This window comes from Vibrio sp. F13, from assembly GCF_020806305.2.
GTDB lineage: Bacteria > Pseudomonadota > Gammaproteobacteria > Enterobacterales > Vibrionaceae > Vibrio > Vibrio crassostreae_C.
The window spans coordinates 2,856,892-2,871,794 of record NZ_CP170175.1; the positions used below are offsets into that span (position 1 = coordinate 2,856,892).

Below are 14,903 nucleotides of genomic sequence, written 5' to 3' on the forward strand. Positions count from 1 at the left end.
GGCTACTGCCTATAAGTTCACAAACCAAGCTTCGTATGCCAGTTTAATTGCAAGTACGCTTACAACTGTAACAAACACAGGTCTTATAAATGTAGCACCGAACCGAATAGCAGAGTGAGCGCCAACAAATGCACCGGCCATCAAACAAAGGCCCATGGTTAAACCTAGAACCCAATCAATATGACCAAGAATCGCGAAGGTCACCAAAGAGGTAAAGTTACTGGTAAAGTTCATGGCTTTGGATAGACCAGAGGCAAGTAAGATGTTTAAGCGATAAAGCGCCATAGAGCTTACCGTCCAAAACGCGCCAGTTCCTGGGCCAGCAACCCCATCATAAAAGCCAAGAATGAATCCTTGGTACTTTTGTTTTCTCTTAAGCACAGGGCATGGCTTAGGAGACACATTATGGCTCACATCTGGAGTCTTATGAAAAATGGTATAGACCGCTGCGGCAAGAATGACTAACGGCAATACCTTCTCTAACCACTCGGTGCTAATGGCATCAACAGTGAGTGTGCCGATGGTCGCACCTATTAAAGTAGATATGAATGCATTGACCCAACACTCAGGCTTGAACAGCTTTTTACGGTAGTAAGTGAATGCAGCTGTAGATGAAGCAAACGTTGCGGCCAGCTTATTAGTTCCGAGTGCAATGTGTGGCGGCAGGCCAAGCGATAGCAAAGCTGGAACGGTTAACATCCCTCCGCCACCTGCGACAGCATCAATAAAGCCTGCTGCAAATGCAACCAGAGCAAGTATGACCAACATGGTTGGCTCAATCATTTCCATAAATAGCTAGTGTTCTCGTTATCGGCTGATAGGGCAGCCACATGAAAAATCTATGGATTAGTCATGTTGGGTTGTGAATGCAAGGGCCTAGCGATGAAGGCCCATAACTACCTCAAGGGCAGGGGATATTAGTATTTTATTGTTCTTTTAAAAGGCGGTAGTGAATCGAGTAGGGACTTTCCGTATCGCTTCGTTACTATGCGTCTATCAAGGATCGTGACTTTACCAGAATCTCTTTCTTTACGCAGTAACCGCCCGACAGATTGAATAAGCTTTTTACTCGCTTCTGGAACCGTAATTTGCATAAATGGGTTACCGCCTCGTGATTCAATATATTCAGAGTGTGCTTGCTCTACAGGAGAGGTAGGCACACCAAAAGGAATCTTTGTAATGACGAGATTTTCAAGAAGCTCTCCAGGCAAATCAAGCCCTTCAGAAAAGCTGCCCGTTCCAAAAAGGACGCTTGTTTTGCCTTGTTCTATTAGCTTTTTATGTTTTTTTAGAATTTCAGTGCGTGAACTGTCACCCTGAACTTGTAAAGCCCATGACTTTTTAACGAAACCTGTTGCTAAAGCTTCTGCAACTTTGTTCATTTGCCAGTAAGAAGAGAATAAAACGAGATTGGCTTTGTTGTCTTCTATTACCTTAGGCAAAATTTCAATAAGATATTCGGTAAACTGAGGTGCTTGAGGTTCGTATTTCATTGCAGGGACAATCAGCTCTGCTTGGTTTTGATAATCAAATGGTGATGCCAAAGCAAGGAATTGAACACCATCTTCAGCTTTTTGACTGATACCTGCTTGGTGACAGAAAAAGTTAAAGGAGTTAAGTGCTCGCATTGTCGCAGAAACTAATACGGCTCCAACACAGCGGCTCCAAATCTGCTGGTCAAGTTGCCAACCAACCTCTAGAGGTGAAACGTTGACAACGAAATCGCCTTCGTTCTCTTTGTTTAACTCAAGCCAACGTGCTAGTGGTGCGCCTTTTTCTCGCTTAGGTTCCGCCATTAGGCGCCAGACTTGAGCTAGATTCTCTGTCCTTTGTATATAGAAGCCTATTTCAGCGAGCGCTGGCTCGGCTAGTTTTGCGGAAAGCTCTCCGTCTTTGACTCGCTCAGCAATGAGGTCAGCGATTTTTGCTACAGATTGGCTTGTCTTTTGAGTTAGCTGTTTGAGATCTTTCGACTCACTTTCTAACCATTCAGGCAAGTCACCATGCTCAAAGCGATACAAGCCGTCTTCAAAGTGGCTTGCGTCAAACTGTTTGCTCATTTGAGTCAGAGTAGGGATCAGTTGTTGTACGGAGTCCTGCAATTCATTTCTAAATCGGTGCACACGCTTTTCGTCCGCTAAACCAGAAAGCTTAGTGATCGATTGATTTAAACGCTCTAACCAAGAAGCCGCACCTTTTAAACTGGCAGCTGCAGAGGAGTGATCTCGAGCGACATGAGGTAAATGGTGTGCCTCGTCGAATATATAGATGCTGTTTTCTGGCTCTGGAAGAATAACTCCGCCACCTAGGTCAGCGTCGGCCATTACCAAACTGTGATTAGCGATAATCACATCTGCTTTATCTAGCTCTGAACGCGCTTTCTGGAAAGGGCAATCTCTGTGAGTTGGCATACTGTTGTTGCAGCTGTGCTTATCACTTACGATCATTTGCCAAATGATATTGTCGATTGGTTTCGGCCATGAATCACGATCGCCATCCCATTTACCTTGAGCCAGACTACGATACATGGTTTGAAGTTGCTCGATATCCTTTTTCTTTGGTTTGGATTCGAACATAGCCATTTGTCCACCATCAACACCGCAAGCCGCTGCCAATTTCTCTGAGCAACAATAGCGTTGCCTGCCTTTCGCTAATATAAAAGAGAACTCTCTGTCGGTGAGTCTTCTATATAGAGGGAGATCTTTATTGACGAGCTGTTCTTGTAGCGCGACGGTTGCGGTCGAAATAATGATTTTCCGATTATTTAAAACCGCAACGGGAATAGTTGCCATTAAATAAGCCAGTGATTTACCGATTCCTGTTCCCGCCTCAGCAACAATCATGCGGCTGCTCTTGTGGTATTGACCGCAAAGTGTCTTCGCTATCTCAGCTACCAGGTAATTTTGTGCACGGCGAGGTACAAAGTTGTCCAACTGATCTTGGAGGTTTTGATAACTGGTGCGAATAGAATTTTGAATTTTAGTAGTTAGCATACTGTGACCTACGTAACGGAGCGAGGATAGTAGCACATATCACTAGCCGGTACATTTACTGCAAAATAGCTTGCTTTTGAATCAAAGGTAGATCTCGTTCACAAAAAAAAACTGAACCATCAGGAACTTAACGATTTTATTTATCTTGTGAAATATTAATATTAAAAAAGACTGACTTACAGGTGTTAAATTCTATTTTTAGGATGTATTAATGGTTGGTATTGGTTTTATGTGCTGTTTTGTTGGTTTTTATAGTTATTATATTTCCTAATAAAACTAAGGATAAGCTACTCGTAAAATGATGAAAAAAAAATGTAAGCGTTTGATTTTTAATTGTTTGTGTTTTTTTTAGGTCTATTTTTAGTTTATTTGACACGCAGGATAATCTTTTGCAATCTAGACCTCGAAATTTAGTGACGGTGATTAACCAACAAAGAGTGGTAATGACCAGTCATAAAAATAAAAGGGAACCGGGCAAGGATCTCCCATTCTTAGAAAAGGCAGTGGATTTATTATGAAAAAGACTCTATTAGCGCTAGCTATCGCAGCTACAGCAACTTCTGTAAACGCAGCAGAAATTTACTCTAACGACGATACTAAAGTTGGCCTAAAAGGCGAGGTAGATATCTACCTACAACAATCTGAAGTAGACGAGACTCTAACTAAAACAGTTAAAAACGAAGCTGACGTTTCTACTTGGGCTAAAATTCAACTAGACGCTGAGCAGAAGCTTAACGACCAGTTCACAGCATTCGCATCTTTCGAAATCGAAACTGACGGCAGCAACGCTAAGTTCGATGACGTTCTAGCTGGTTTTAAAACTGACACTTGGGGTATGGCTTTCGGTGAAACTGGCGACCTAGCAGAATCTGCTGACGCTATCCAGAAAGATGATATCACAAACGAAGGTAACTACATGGGCTCTACTGGTGGTCACCACCGCGAGTCTTCTGGCCACGGCGCTGTATTCAAAGGTCAATTCGTTGAAGGTTTCACAATCGTAGCTGACGTTAACACTGATTCTACTGAAGACGTTGACAACACTTACGGTATCTCTGCAGATTACGCATTCAGCAACTTCTCTATCGGTGCTTCTTACATCACTGGTGACGCTGCTAAAGACGTAGATTACTCTCTTGCTGGTGCTTCTGCTTCTGCTGAGTTTGGTGGCCTATACCTAGCTGTTACATACGCACAATTTGAAGGCAACCAAGGTTACGGTTACTGGGATCTAGCTGACATCGCTGCTGATTCTTACGGCAACGGTGAAACTATGGGTATCGCAGCTGCTTACCAAATCGACGCTGTTCGTCTATACACTACATACTCTGTAGCAACAACTGACGAAATCGCTACAGCAGCGGGTACTTCTAAGATCTCTGATATCGACTCTACTAACCTAGTTGTTGGTGTTGATTACGCATTCCGTGACAACATCCTATTCCTAGCTGAATACCAAACTGCTGATTTCGAATACGCATCACAAACTCTAGATGCTGATGGCGTTATTGCTGGTGTTTACTACACTTTCTAATTTGTAGTTAACTATGCTATATAAAAGCCAGCGTTAAGCTGGCTTTTTTACATTTATTGATTAAGGAATCGTACATGAACAAGTGGTATTTAAGTTTTATCTGTCTGCTCTCTGCACCATATGCAACAGCTTCTCTAGAGCTGGCTTCTGGTATCACTCTAAATACTTTGAACGGTGAGGTGATTGATAATGTGGAAGACGCTGTATTCACCTCAGGTGAAAACCAACTCGTTTTAGATTACACAGGGTATTTGAGCGATAAAGGCAAACGCGAGTTTATCAGTACAGTTCCTTACATTATGGTAGTTAATGTTCCCGAAAATGCTGATGTTGATATTGATCTTCTAAGTAGAAAGTACGCTAAAATCGAAAAAAATGTAGACAGAGAACTTCCTATATTCAGTATCTCTGTAAACGGTGATGATGCAGAAGTCGTGCAAGAAGTTTTGCCTCCATCTCAAGGTGCACTGCCTTACGGTGATATCCCCCAGCTAGTAAAAGACTACAATAAAGAAAGAGGCTTAGTGTTTGATTCAGGGAAGATTCGTTCGTTGAAAGAAGAGCTAGCGGCGGTACAAACTGGTGCAGTAGTTGGAGCGACGGTCGCTGCCGACAGTACTGTGCAAGAGTCTGAAAATACGCTTCAACTTAAGCTATGGTATTCAAGAGCAAATGAAGAAGAGCGTAAAGCATTCCAAAAATGGTTAATTGACCAAAAGTAATCAATCTTCACGTACAAAAAAGCGAGACGTAAATCTCGCTTTAATATATTGCTATGAGTTAAATCTCTTTCCACTCACCAGGCTGCAGCTGCCCCACATTCATATTACCCATTGAGTAACGGATAAGACGCAGGGTAGGGAAGCCGATATTGGCTGTCATTCGTCTTACCTGACGGTTACGCCCTTCAATGATAGTAATCGCTAACCATGTTGTCGGTATTGCGGCTCTGAAACGCACTGGAGGGGTTCTTTCCCACACAACAGGTTCAGACATCACCTCAACCTGAGCGGGCAGTGTCATGCCGTCTTTTAGTTCGACACCTTTTCTCAATTTATCTAAATCTTCCTCAGAAGGTGCGCCTTCAACCTGTACCCAGTAAGTCTTTGGGGATTTTGAGTTTGGTTGAGTTAGCTTAGCTTGAAAAATACCATCGTTGGTCAAGACCATTAACCCTTCGCTGTCGCGATCAAGGCGACCTGCAGCATAAACGTCTTTCACTGGAATAAAGTCCGCTAGCGTTTTTCTCCCTTCGCCATCTGTAAATTGGCTTAGAGTATCGAAAGGCTTGTTGAACAGAATTACTTTGCGATCTTCGAGCGCAACCTTAGGTTTTGCATTGGTAGGCTTGCCTTTATATCGGTGCTTGCTTGAGTGAGATTTGTTGTGCGAATTGCCAGTGTTATTCTTATCACTGCTTCGGCTTTGTCTATTACCGCTTTGTTTTAATGTTGCACCAGAACGAGCCGGTTTGTCTGAACGAGATGCGCTGCGTGAGCGAGTAGACATGTTAACTACCTTGCAAAAATGTAAACGAAGTGTGCTGAAAAGTTTTCACTGAAACGGAATTGAGCTATCATTTGCGCGCCTAAAAGACACAAAATAGAACAAGTTGATGGACTCTTAAGCCTGATTTGTTTAATTATACCTTCGTGTTTTATTATAACAACGCACTCACGGATTTGGTTCATGCTGTCATCAAGATTGTATGAAAAATAAGATAGAGTACGACTATCGAGTAAGCAGTTTTCACTCTTAGAGTGGCTTACTGGTCAATTTATAACACGCTCACTACTTTAAATGAGCTTGTAAGAACTATAGGGAAATTTCATGCCTACTGAAAAACCAACGATCATCTATACCATTACAGACGAAGCTCCGGCGCTAGCAACATACTCTCTGCTGCCTATCATTCAATCTTTTACAGCTTCTTCTGGTATTAACGTTGATACTCGCGACATTTCACTTGCAGGGCGTATTATTGCCAACTTCCCTGACTATTTGAACGAAGAGCAACGTATTGGTGATGCATTAGCAGAACTAGGTGAATTGGCTAAGACACCAGAAGCAAACATTATCAAGCTTCCAAACATCTCTGCATCTGTACCTCAGCTTCAAGCAACAATCAAAGAGCTACAGTCAAAAGGTTACGCACTTCCTAATTACCCAGAAGAAGCAAACACTGACGAAGAGAAAGCAGTAAAAGCGACTTACGACAAAATCAAAGGCAGTGCAGTAAATCCAGTATTGCGTGAAGGTAACTCGGATCGCCGCGCTCCACTTTCTGTTAAAAACTACGCGAAGAAGAACCCACACTCAATGGGTGCTTGGTCTGCAGATTCTAAGTCGCACGTTTCAAGTATGGACGACAAAGACTTCTTCGGTAGCGAAAAGTCAGTAACCATTGAAGGTGCTACAGAAGTTAGCATTGAATTCGTTGGCAAAGATGGTGCGAAGAAAACATTGAAGCCAGCTTTTGCACTGCAAGATAAAGAGATCATTGATGCGTCAGTGATGAATAAGGCCGCTTTGGTTGCATTCTTCGAAAAAGAAATCGCATCGGCTAAAGAGCAAGGTGTACTGCTTTCTCTTCACTTGAAAGCGACGATGATGAAAGTATCTGACCCAGTGATCTTTGGTCACGCGGTTAAGGTTTACTACAAAGACGTATTTGCTAAACACGGTCAGCTGTTTGAAGAGCTAGGCGTTGATGTAAATAACGGCATCGGTGATGTCTACGCGAAGATTGATGCGCTTCCTCAAGAGCAGAAAGAAGCAATCGAAGCTGACCTGCAAGCGGTATACGAGACTCAGCCACCACTAGCGATGGTTGATTCGGACCGTGGCATTACTAACCTACACGTACCAAGCGATATCATTGTGGATGCATCTATGCCTGCAATGCTGCGTTCTTCTGGTCAAATGTGGGATCCAGAAGGTAAGCAAAAAGATACCAAAGCAATGATCCCAGATCGTAGCTACGCGAGCATTTACCAAGCGGTTATTGATTTCTGTAAAGAGAACGGCGCGTTCGATCCAACAACGATGGGTAGCGTACCAAACGTTGGCTTGATGGCTCAAAAAGCGGAAGAGTACGGTTCTCATGATAAGACTTTCATCCTTGAAGCTGCTGGTCAGGTTCAAGTTGTTGACGCTTCAGGCGCTGTGCTTCTTGAGCAAGACGTAGAGGAAGGCGATATCTTCCGTATGTGTCAGGTTAAAGATGCACCAATCCAAGACTGGGTTAAGCTTGCGGTAACGCGTGCTCGTGCATCGGGTGTTCCAGCGGTATTTTGGCTAGATGCGTCACGCGCACATGATGCTCAGCTTATCAAGAAAGTTGAAGCATACCTTCCTGAATACGATACCGATGGTCTTGAAATTAAGATCCTTGCTCCACTTGAAGCGACTCAATACTCACTGGTTCGTATCAAAGAAGGCCTAGATACTATTTCGGTTACTGGTAACGTATTACGTGATTACCTAACGGATTTGTTCCCGATTTTAGAGCTTGGTACATCAGCTAAGATGCTATCGATTGTTCCACTAATGAACGGTGGTGGTCTGTTTGAAACAGGTGCTGGCGGCTCTGCTCCTAAACATGTTCAACAAGTAGAGAAAGAAAACCACCTGCGTTGGGATTCTCTAGGTGAATTCTTGGCACTAGCGGCATCTCTAGAGCACCTGAGCGTAGTAACAGGTAACGCTAAAGCACAAGTTCTAGCTGATGCGCTTGATAAAGCGACGGGTGAGTTCCTTGATAACAACAAGTCTCCTTCACGTCGAGTAGGTGAGCTTGATAACCGTGGTAGTCACTACTATCTAGCGGCATACTGGGCTAAGGCGCTTGCTGAGCAAACGGCTGACGCTGATCTTGCTGCTGAGTTTGCAGGTGTGGCAAGTCAACTGGCTGAAAGTGAAGAAGCGATCGTTGCAGAGCTGAACAACGCTCAAGGTGTGGCTGGCGACTTAGGTGGTTACTACCTACTTGACGATGCATTGGTTTCAACACTAATGCGCCCAAGCTCAACGCTAAACGCGTTTATTGATGCATAGTGATTGGACTCATCGTTAGTCACTCATGAACGTGATTTGCTAACGAGTTGCTTAGGCTGATAGCTAAGTTATAGATAAAGTCAACACGAAAGACGCTTTAACGATAATGTTAAAGCGTCTTTTTTCTGTCTAATACTTCTTAAGACCTAGCTTAAGGGGAGTAGCTCTTCGAGCTCATTGTCCAGTGAGCAACTTTAGAGCCCCCAAAACGAAAAAAACCGCTCACGTAATCCTGTGTTACAGGTATTAAATGAGCGGTTTCAATATTCTGTTTACCTGTCAGCCGTTAATGACGACTGATGGAGGTTAACATGAGTTTGCATTCGCCTATTTTACGGCGCTGCCTTCTACAGGAACAACGGAGCTAGCATGCGAGCCTTTAGGTCCACTTTCTACTTCATAGTCGACCTGCTGACCAGCCTTTAAGGTTCGATAACCTTCCATTTGTATTGTGGAGTAGTGCGCGAAAATATCGCCGTCTTCACCTTCTGGACAAATAAAGCCAAACCCTTTGGCATTGTTAAACCATTTTACTGTACCTGTAGCCATGCTATACATCCCTCATGCATTTTGTTACTAACGTTGTTATATCAATTGTTGTAAGTGCGATTGATATCATTCCTACCAGCTAAAGAATTTCAGCTAATAGCTTGAATCTCGTACATTGCTTACGGAAATTAACGCTACCCTGCGTAATTATTCCTTATTGTTAATTTTTGAAGCGTGTTACTGATTTTAATTCATGTTGCAAAAGTGTATTAAAAAACCTTTTAGCTCCAATGTAGCTAATGATTGAGCACAGTCAATAGTAAATTGGTATAAAAGTGATCAATTTTAATAACAAATCACATTCGAGATTAACCGCAAACTATTAACCAAATAGTAACTTACCGGTAATCTTATCGTTAGTATCAATAGTTATGGCGTCTTTTTAATCAATCACATATGTTAATCTTGTTAATCGAGATCTTTTATTTGCAGCGATGGAAATGGTGGATTAGGCTCAGTATAGAGGAATATTTTTTGGTACTGTTTCTAGGTGCAGTTTCTTAGTACACGGTAAAGCGTGAATGTGGTAAATTTGAGTTAGGTAAACACTCACGACTTCCGAAAAATAACCCTTAGCAAAGCGATATGAGCAGAAACTTTGAATGGGCATCTCCAGGCTCAGATTTACTGGAGAAAGAAGCAACAAAAGTAAAGCCACCGGCGATGTATAACGTTGTGTTGAATAACGATGACTACACGCCCATGGACTTTGTAATCGAGATCCTAGAGCGATTCTTCTCACTAGATATCGAAAAAGCAACGGAAGTGATGCTCAAGGTTCATTATGAAGGTAAAGCTATATGCGGCACATACAGTGCTGAAATAGCGGAAACAAAGGTAGCGCAGGTCACGATGTACTCAAAGGAAAATGAGCATCCGCTACTATGTACAATGGAGCAAGTATAAATTGCTCGAACAACACTGTTGTTCCCTTAGGAGGTACTTATGCTAAATAAAGAATTAGAGACGAGTTTAAATGGCGCATTTGCTCGTGCGCGAGACAAGCGACATGAATTCATGACTGTCGAACACCTCCTACTAGCATTATTAGAAAATGATGCGGCCAAGGAAGCGCTCCAAGCTTGTCAGGCTGATCTCGATGCTCTTCGCAATGAGCTCGATATTTTTATCGATCAAACGACCCCACTTATCCCTGAAAGCGACGAAACTCGCGAAACTCAGCCTACGTTGAGCTTCCAACGAGTACTTCAACGCGCTGTTTTTCATGTTCAATCTTCAGGTCGCAGCGAAGTAACAGGTGCTAACGTACTTGTGGCTATTTTTAGTGAGCAAGAATCTCACGCGGCATATCTTCTCAAGAAAAACGACATTAGTCGCTTAGATATTGTTAACTTCATCTCACACGGTATTACCAAAGCGAGCAACGAAGGCGACAGTCCTTCATCATCCGATTCATTTGGTGGTGCAGAAAATGCTGAAGAAGCTAACTCTGAAGACCGTTTAGAAAATTTTGCTACTAACCTTAACGAAGTCGCAAAGCAGGGCAATATTGACCCACTAATCGGTCGTGACAAAGAGCTAGAACGCACTATCCAAGTTCTGTGTCGTCGTCGTAAGAACAACCCTCTGTTAGTGGGTGAAGCGGGGGTAGGTAAAACTGCCATCGCGGAAGGTCTTGCATGGCGCATCGTTGAAGGACAAGTGCCTGAAATCATTCAGAGCAGCGTAATTTATTCTCTAGATATCGGTTCACTGTTAGCCGGAACCAAATATCGTGGTGACTTTGAGAAACGTTTTAAAGCGATTCTTAAGCAACTGGAGAAAGAAGAAGACGCGATTCTGTTCATCGATGAGATCCACACCATTATCGGTGCCGGGGCTGCATCGGGTGGTCAGGTTGATGCGGCAAACTTAATTAAACCACTACTAAGCAGTGGCAAATTACGTTGCATCGGTTCAACAACGTACCAAGAGTACAGCAGTATTTTTGAGAAGGAGCGTGCTTTAGCTCGTCGCTTCCAGAAAATAGATATTATTGAACCATCGCTAGACGATACGACCAAGATCCTGATTGGCTTGAAGCCAAAATACGAAGCTCACCACGAAGTGCGCTACACCAACAAAGCGTTGCGTGCCGCTGTGGAACTGTCAGCTAAATACATTAATGAACGCCACCTTCCTGATAAGGCCATTGACGTAATCGATGAAGCGGGCGCTCGTAGTCGTTTGGCACCTGCAAGCCGTCGTAAGAAAACGGTAAGCGTGGCTGATATTGAGTCAATGGTTGCGAAAATGGCGCGTATTCCTGAAAAGTCAGTATCGTCTTCAGACAAAGATACACTCCAGAAACTGGATGAGCGCATGAAAATGTTGGTATTCGGACAAGACCCTGCAATCGATGTATTGAGTGAAGCGATTAAGCTGACCCGTGCTGGATTGGGTGCAGACAATAAACCTGTTGGTTCATTCTTGTTTGCTGGTCCTACTGGTGTCGGTAAAACAGAGGTGACTGTTCAGCTGTCTAAGTTGATGGGTATTGAGCTTCTGCGCTTTGATATGTCTGAGTACGGTGAGCGACACTCAGTGAGCCGCTTGATTGGTGCGCCTCCTGGTTATGTTGGTTACGACCAAGGTGGTTTGCTAACGGATGCCGTAATCAAGAACCCGCACTCTGTTGTGTTACTGGATGAAATCGAGAAAGCTCACCCAGATATCTTTAACTTGCTACTGCAGGTAATGGATAACGGCACGCTAACTGACAACAATGGTCGCAAAGCGGACTTCCGTAATGTGATTCTAGTGATGACGACCAACGCAGGTGTGGCTGAAACCGAGAAGAAATCGATCGGCCTGATCCAACAAGATCATGCGCCAGATGCGATGGGTGAAATCAAGAAGGTATTTACTCCTGAGTTCCGTAACCGTCTTGATAATATCATTTGGTTCAACAGCCTTGATCCAAGTGTGATTAGCCAAGTAGTTGATAAATTCATTGTTGAGCTTCAGGTTCAACTGGACGCTCGTGGCGTGTCTTTAGAGGTTTCTGAGGATGCTCGTCACTGGTTGGCTGATAAAGGCTATGACAAGACCATGGGTGCTCGTCCAATGGGACGTGTGATTCAAGAGAAGCTTAAGAAGCCACTTGCTAACGAGTTACTGTTTGGTAGCTTGGTTGATGGCGGTACGGTTAAAGTATCCCTGAAAAAAGACGAATTGGATTTCATCTATGTTGGTGCTAAAGAAGAGGTTATGCACTAACGAAGTGAACGATAATTCAAGGGCTTAAACATAAAACGCATGACTTCGGTTGTGCGTTTTTTATGCTTGCGAGATGCGAGATGCGAGATGCGAGATGCGAGATGCGAGATGCGAGATTGATGTGCTTGTGTAGTAAAAAGCTCAGGCAATAAAAAACGGAGCCTTAAGCTCCGCTTCTTATTGTATTCGCTAATTAAAAATTAACGAGCACGGAAGACGATGCGGCCTTTAGAAAGGTCGTATGGAGTCATCTCAACAGTTACTTTATCACCAGTAAGAATACGGATGTAGTTCTTACGCATTTTACCAGAGATGTGTGCTGTCACTACGTGACCGTTTTCAAGCTCAACACGGAACATTGTGTTTGGTAGAGTATCAAGGACAGTGCCTTGCATCTCGATTACGTCTTCTTTAGCCATCTAATCCTCTTTCGAAATTTGGCGGTTTTCAACGGCTTGATTGTGCCGTTAAAATCAAAATATGTAAAGTTGTCGCGTATTCTACCCTTGCCACCGCTGATTTACTAGCCTTTGATGACGTTGAAATCGTACTTTATAGTTCATCGCAGGGCATTCATCGATTTGATAACCCAAATATAACCATTGTTTTTGTTCTTTCTGGGCATGTTGGATCTGAAATAGAACGCCAAGTGTTCCCATCGAAATGTCTATATCAGGAGCGAAGAAGGTATAAAACGCGCTCGTACAGTGAGCCATGATGTCGGTTACGGCGATACCAACCAACTTGTTCTCATCATAGATGTGCATGAACTTTGTAGTAAGCCACTCATTTTTAGAGAATTGTAGAAACTCTTCTTTCTTGGGTGGGTACATGGTTCCCGAACGGTGACGAGCGGTGATATAGCGACTGTATAAGTCAAACCAGTTGTCATCCATCTCATCTTTCAGTTCCCAACGTAGTGATTTTCCTTTGTTAAGGATCCGTCGTTGGCTTTTGGAAAGCTTAACCTCAGGAATTGAAAGCCGAATCGCTTGGCATGCTGAGCAATTATCGCAATGTGGCTTATAAATGGTTGAACCACTGCGGCGAAATCCATTCGCAAGCAGAACTTCATAGTTATCTGAGGTGTGCATGTGTTCGTCAAGCGTGACCGCCACTCTCTCTTCGAAGTGAGGTAAGTAGCTGCAAGCGTGATTGTCTGTTAATCCAATTCTGATTTGTTGTAAATCTGGATTCATTAAGGCATTTCCTTTAGCCATTGGGTTTTAAAGCATGCATCGTCAACGGAGAACTCTTTGAGTAATTGCAGAGAGCCTAGGAATTCATCCCTATCAACCTCGATAGCGCCCAAGGATTCCAAGTGAGGGTTCATGACTTGGCAATCAATCAGTTGTCCGCCGAATCGGGTAAAGTGTTTACAAAAGTACCACAGCGCAATTTTAGAGGCATTGGTCTTTAGGCTGAACATCGATTCACCGCAAAAGACTTGGCCTCTTTGTAAGCCGTAAAGTCCACCGATCAGTTCATCATCTTGCCAAACCTCAACCGAGTGGCAGAAACCTAATGAAGCGAGTTTGCGGTAGGCTGACTGCATGTCGCTGTTTAGCCAGGTTTCTTCTTCGGGTCTTAGTGAAGAGCAATAACCAATTACTCTGTCCGTCGCTTGGTTGATGCTGACTCGGTAATTGTGCTTTCTTTGAAACTTTTTAAGACTTTTTGACGGTTCGAATGTCTTAGGATTAAATACCGCTCGCGGTGCAGGGCTCCACCAAAGTATAGGCTCACCTGGGCCATACCATGGAAATATACCTTGGCTATAAGCGTTTAAAATTCGCATTGGTGATAAATCACCACCGAAGGCGAGCAGACCGTTGGGGTCATCAAGCGCGTCGAAAGGCGAAGGAAACTCTATACTAGTAGTATCAAGTTCGGTTAGGTATATAGTCATAAGTACCGCATTACAGATTAATCACTGACCAAGAGGTCTTTAGGAGTTTTACCATGAAGAAGTTGCTTTGGATTTTACTTGTTTTGCCCATGTTGGCAAATGCAGCTTACAACAGAAACCAAGCTCGACCAGTAAACGAGGTGGTTTATGGTGAGATTGATACGGTCAGATACATCACTCAGCAAGAGATCGTTGAGTCGAAAGCGAATGGTTGGGAAACCTTGTTAGGTGCGGCGATTGGTGGCTTGATTGGTAACCAGTTTGGCGGCGGCACTGGTAAAGAAGTGGCGACAGCTGTAGGTGCAGTAGCAGGTGCGGGTATTGCTCGTAACCGAGGTAACACACAATATAAAGTAGAGTACAAACTGGTCGAGTTATTGGTCAAAACCAAAGACGACAAGTTGGTCAACATTATCCAAAATGTCGATAACTCGATGCTGTTCAACCGAGGCGATGATGTACGAATTCTCTATTTTTCAGATGGTGTTCGAGTTGATATCGTGTACTAGTATATAAATACGATTGATTGGCTAATTAATCACCGGTTTGGGCCGGATTAGCTCTGGAGTTCGTTGGAAAAGTTCGTTAGTCTGCAAGTACGAAGAATTATTCATCACCCGAAAATAAATACGCGCCAGTGACT

At 43.4% G+C, this 14,903-nt stretch carries 13 protein-coding genes; 6 read left to right on the forward strand and 7 right to left on the reverse strand.

What is annotated here, in order from left to right; genetic code table 11:
• Window positions 1-9: 9 nt before the first annotated feature.
• A complete protein-coding gene (locus tag LMH68_RS13225) occupies window positions 10-789 on the reverse strand; it encodes a sulfite exporter TauE/SafE family protein (protein WP_017062114.1) in 780 nt (259 codons plus the stop codon).
• A 128-nt stretch (window positions 790-917) separates the two neighbouring features.
• On the reverse strand, window positions 918-2,993 hold the full coding sequence (gene dinG / locus LMH68_RS13230) for an ATP-dependent DNA helicase DinG (protein WP_229647102.1): 2,076 nt from the start codon (window positions 2,991-2,993) through the stop codon (window positions 918-920).
• A 514-nt stretch (window positions 2,994-3,507) separates the two neighbouring features.
• Between dinG and LMH68_RS13235 the strand changes: the two genes are divergently transcribed.
• Window positions 3,508-4,527 carry a porin gene (locus LMH68_RS13235; RefSeq protein WP_102427856.1) on the forward strand — a complete coding sequence of 340 codons (1,020 nt, stop codon included), beginning with the start codon at window positions 3,508-3,510 and terminating at the stop codon, window positions 4,525-4,527.
• 74 nt (window positions 4,528-4,601) lie between these two features.
• Window positions 4,602-5,249 (forward strand): DUF2057 family protein, encoded by a 648-nt coding sequence (locus LMH68_RS13240; protein ID WP_102427855.1) that lies wholly within the window; start codon window positions 4,602-4,604, stop codon window positions 5,247-5,249.
• 58 nt (window positions 5,250-5,307) lie between these two features.
• Here the strand turns inward: LMH68_RS13240 and LMH68_RS13245 are convergent, their stop codons facing one another.
• The gene (locus LMH68_RS13245; RefSeq protein ID WP_102398104.1) at window positions 5,308-6,036 is read right to left on the reverse strand and encodes a pseudouridine synthase; all 729 of its coding nucleotides are present in this window, start codon (window positions 6,034-6,036) and stop codon (window positions 5,308-5,310) included.
• Window positions 6,037-6,357: 321 nt separating this feature from the next.
• On the opposite strand from LMH68_RS13245, the gene LMH68_RS13250 reads away from it, so the two are divergent.
• The gene (locus LMH68_RS13250) at window positions 6,358-8,583 is read left to right on the forward strand and encodes an NADP-dependent isocitrate dehydrogenase (protein WP_017067848.1); all 2,226 of its coding nucleotides are present in this window, start codon (window positions 6,358-6,360) and stop codon (window positions 8,581-8,583) included.
• Window positions 8,584-8,910: 327 nt separating this feature from the next.
• Here LMH68_RS13250 and cspD read toward each other — a convergent pair whose 3' ends face one another.
• Entirely contained in the window at window positions 8,911-9,132 is a 222-nt protein-coding gene (cspD, locus tag LMH68_RS13255; protein WP_009846336.1) for a cold shock domain-containing protein CspD, read from the reverse strand.
• A gap of 585 nt (window positions 9,133-9,717) precedes the next feature.
• Here cspD and clpS point away from each other — a divergent pair.
• Both clpS and clpA read left to right on the forward strand, forming a co-directional pair.
• The gene (gene clpS, locus LMH68_RS13260; protein ID WP_004737430.1) at window positions 9,718-10,038 is read left to right on the forward strand and encodes an ATP-dependent Clp protease adapter ClpS; all 321 of its coding nucleotides are present in this window, start codon (window positions 9,718-9,720) and stop codon (window positions 10,036-10,038) included.
• A gap of 39 nt (window positions 10,039-10,077) precedes the next feature.
• Window positions 10,078-12,351, forward strand: a complete 2,274-nt coding sequence (clpA, locus tag LMH68_RS13265; protein ID WP_017062108.1) for an ATP-dependent Clp protease ATP-binding subunit ClpA — start codon at window positions 10,078-10,080, stop codon at window positions 12,349-12,351.
• Between the two features lie 200 nt (window positions 12,352-12,551).
• On the opposite strand, the gene infA is transcribed toward clpA, so the two are convergent.
• The 3 genes from infA to aat all read right to left on the reverse strand — a co-directional run bounded on the left by infA (window position 12,552) and on the right by aat (window position 14,260).
• Window positions 12,552-12,770: a translation initiation factor IF-1 gene (gene infA / locus LMH68_RS13270; protein ID WP_001040192.1), complete on the reverse strand. Its 219-nt coding sequence runs from the start codon at window positions 12,768-12,770 to the stop codon at window positions 12,552-12,554.
• 81 nt (window positions 12,771-12,851) lie between these two features.
• The gene (locus tag LMH68_RS13275; RefSeq protein WP_017062107.1) at window positions 12,852-13,550 is read right to left on the reverse strand and encodes an arginyltransferase; all 699 of its coding nucleotides are present in this window, start codon (window positions 13,548-13,550) and stop codon (window positions 12,852-12,854) included.
• Window positions 13,550-14,260 carry a leucyl/phenylalanyl-tRNA--protein transferase gene (gene aat, locus LMH68_RS13280; protein WP_017063504.1) on the reverse strand — a complete coding sequence of 237 codons (711 nt, stop codon included), beginning with the start codon at window positions 14,258-14,260 and terminating at the stop codon, window positions 13,550-13,552. The genes LMH68_RS13275 and aat overlap by 1 nt, the downstream gene beginning before the upstream one ends.
• Before the next feature lie 53 nt (window positions 14,261-14,313).
• Here aat and LMH68_RS13285 point away from each other — a divergent pair, with 53 nt between their 5' ends.
• Window positions 14,314-14,769 carry a glycine zipper 2TM domain-containing protein gene (locus LMH68_RS13285; protein WP_229647101.1) on the forward strand — a complete coding sequence of 152 codons (456 nt, stop codon included), beginning with the start codon at window positions 14,314-14,316 and terminating at the stop codon, window positions 14,767-14,769.
• Window positions 14,770-14,903 lie beyond the last annotated feature (134 nt).

Excerpts from the sequence above, each read along its gene's own strand:
- LMH68_RS13235 (WP_102427856.1), top strand. The coding sequence starts at position 3,508 with ATGAAAAAGACTCTATTAGCGCTAGCTATCGCAGCTACAGCAACTTCT.
- cspD (WP_009846336.1), bottom strand. The coding sequence starts at position 9,132 with ATGGCTACAGGTACAGTAAAATGGTTTAACAATGCCAAAGGGTTTGGC.
- clpS (WP_004737430.1), top strand. The coding sequence starts at position 9,718 with ATGAGCAGAAACTTTGAATGGGCATCTCCAGGCTCAGATTTACTGGAG.
- aat (WP_017063504.1), bottom strand. The coding sequence starts at position 14,260 with ATGACTATATACCTAACCGAACTTGATACTACTAGTATAGAGTTTCCT.
- LMH68_RS13285 (WP_229647101.1), top strand. The coding sequence starts at position 14,314 with ATGAAGAAGTTGCTTTGGATTTTACTTGTTTTGCCCATGTTGGCAAAT.
- LMH68_RS13245 (WP_102398104.1), bottom strand. The coding sequence starts at position 6,036 with ATGTCTACTCGCTCACGCAGCGCATCTCGTTCAGACAAACCGGCTCGT.
- LMH68_RS13275 (WP_017062107.1), bottom strand. The coding sequence starts at position 13,550 with ATGAATCCAGATTTACAACAAATCAGAATTGGATTAACAGACAATCAC.
- LMH68_RS13240 (WP_102427855.1), top strand. The coding sequence starts at position 4,602 with ATGAACAAGTGGTATTTAAGTTTTATCTGTCTGCTCTCTGCACCATAT.
- LMH68_RS13250 (WP_017067848.1), top strand. The coding sequence starts at position 6,358 with ATGCCTACTGAAAAACCAACGATCATCTATACCATTACAGACGAAGCT.
- dinG (WP_229647102.1), bottom strand. The coding sequence starts at position 2,993 with ATGCTAACTACTAAAATTCAAAATTCTATTCGCACCAGTTATCAAAAC.
- infA (WP_001040192.1), bottom strand. The coding sequence starts at position 12,770 with ATGGCTAAAGAAGACGTAATCGAGATGCAAGGCACTGTCCTTGATACT.
- LMH68_RS13225 (WP_017062114.1), bottom strand. The coding sequence starts at position 789 with ATGGAAATGATTGAGCCAACCATGTTGGTCATACTTGCTCTGGTTGCA.
- clpA (WP_017062108.1), top strand. The coding sequence starts at position 10,078 with ATGCTAAATAAAGAATTAGAGACGAGTTTAAATGGCGCATTTGCTCGT.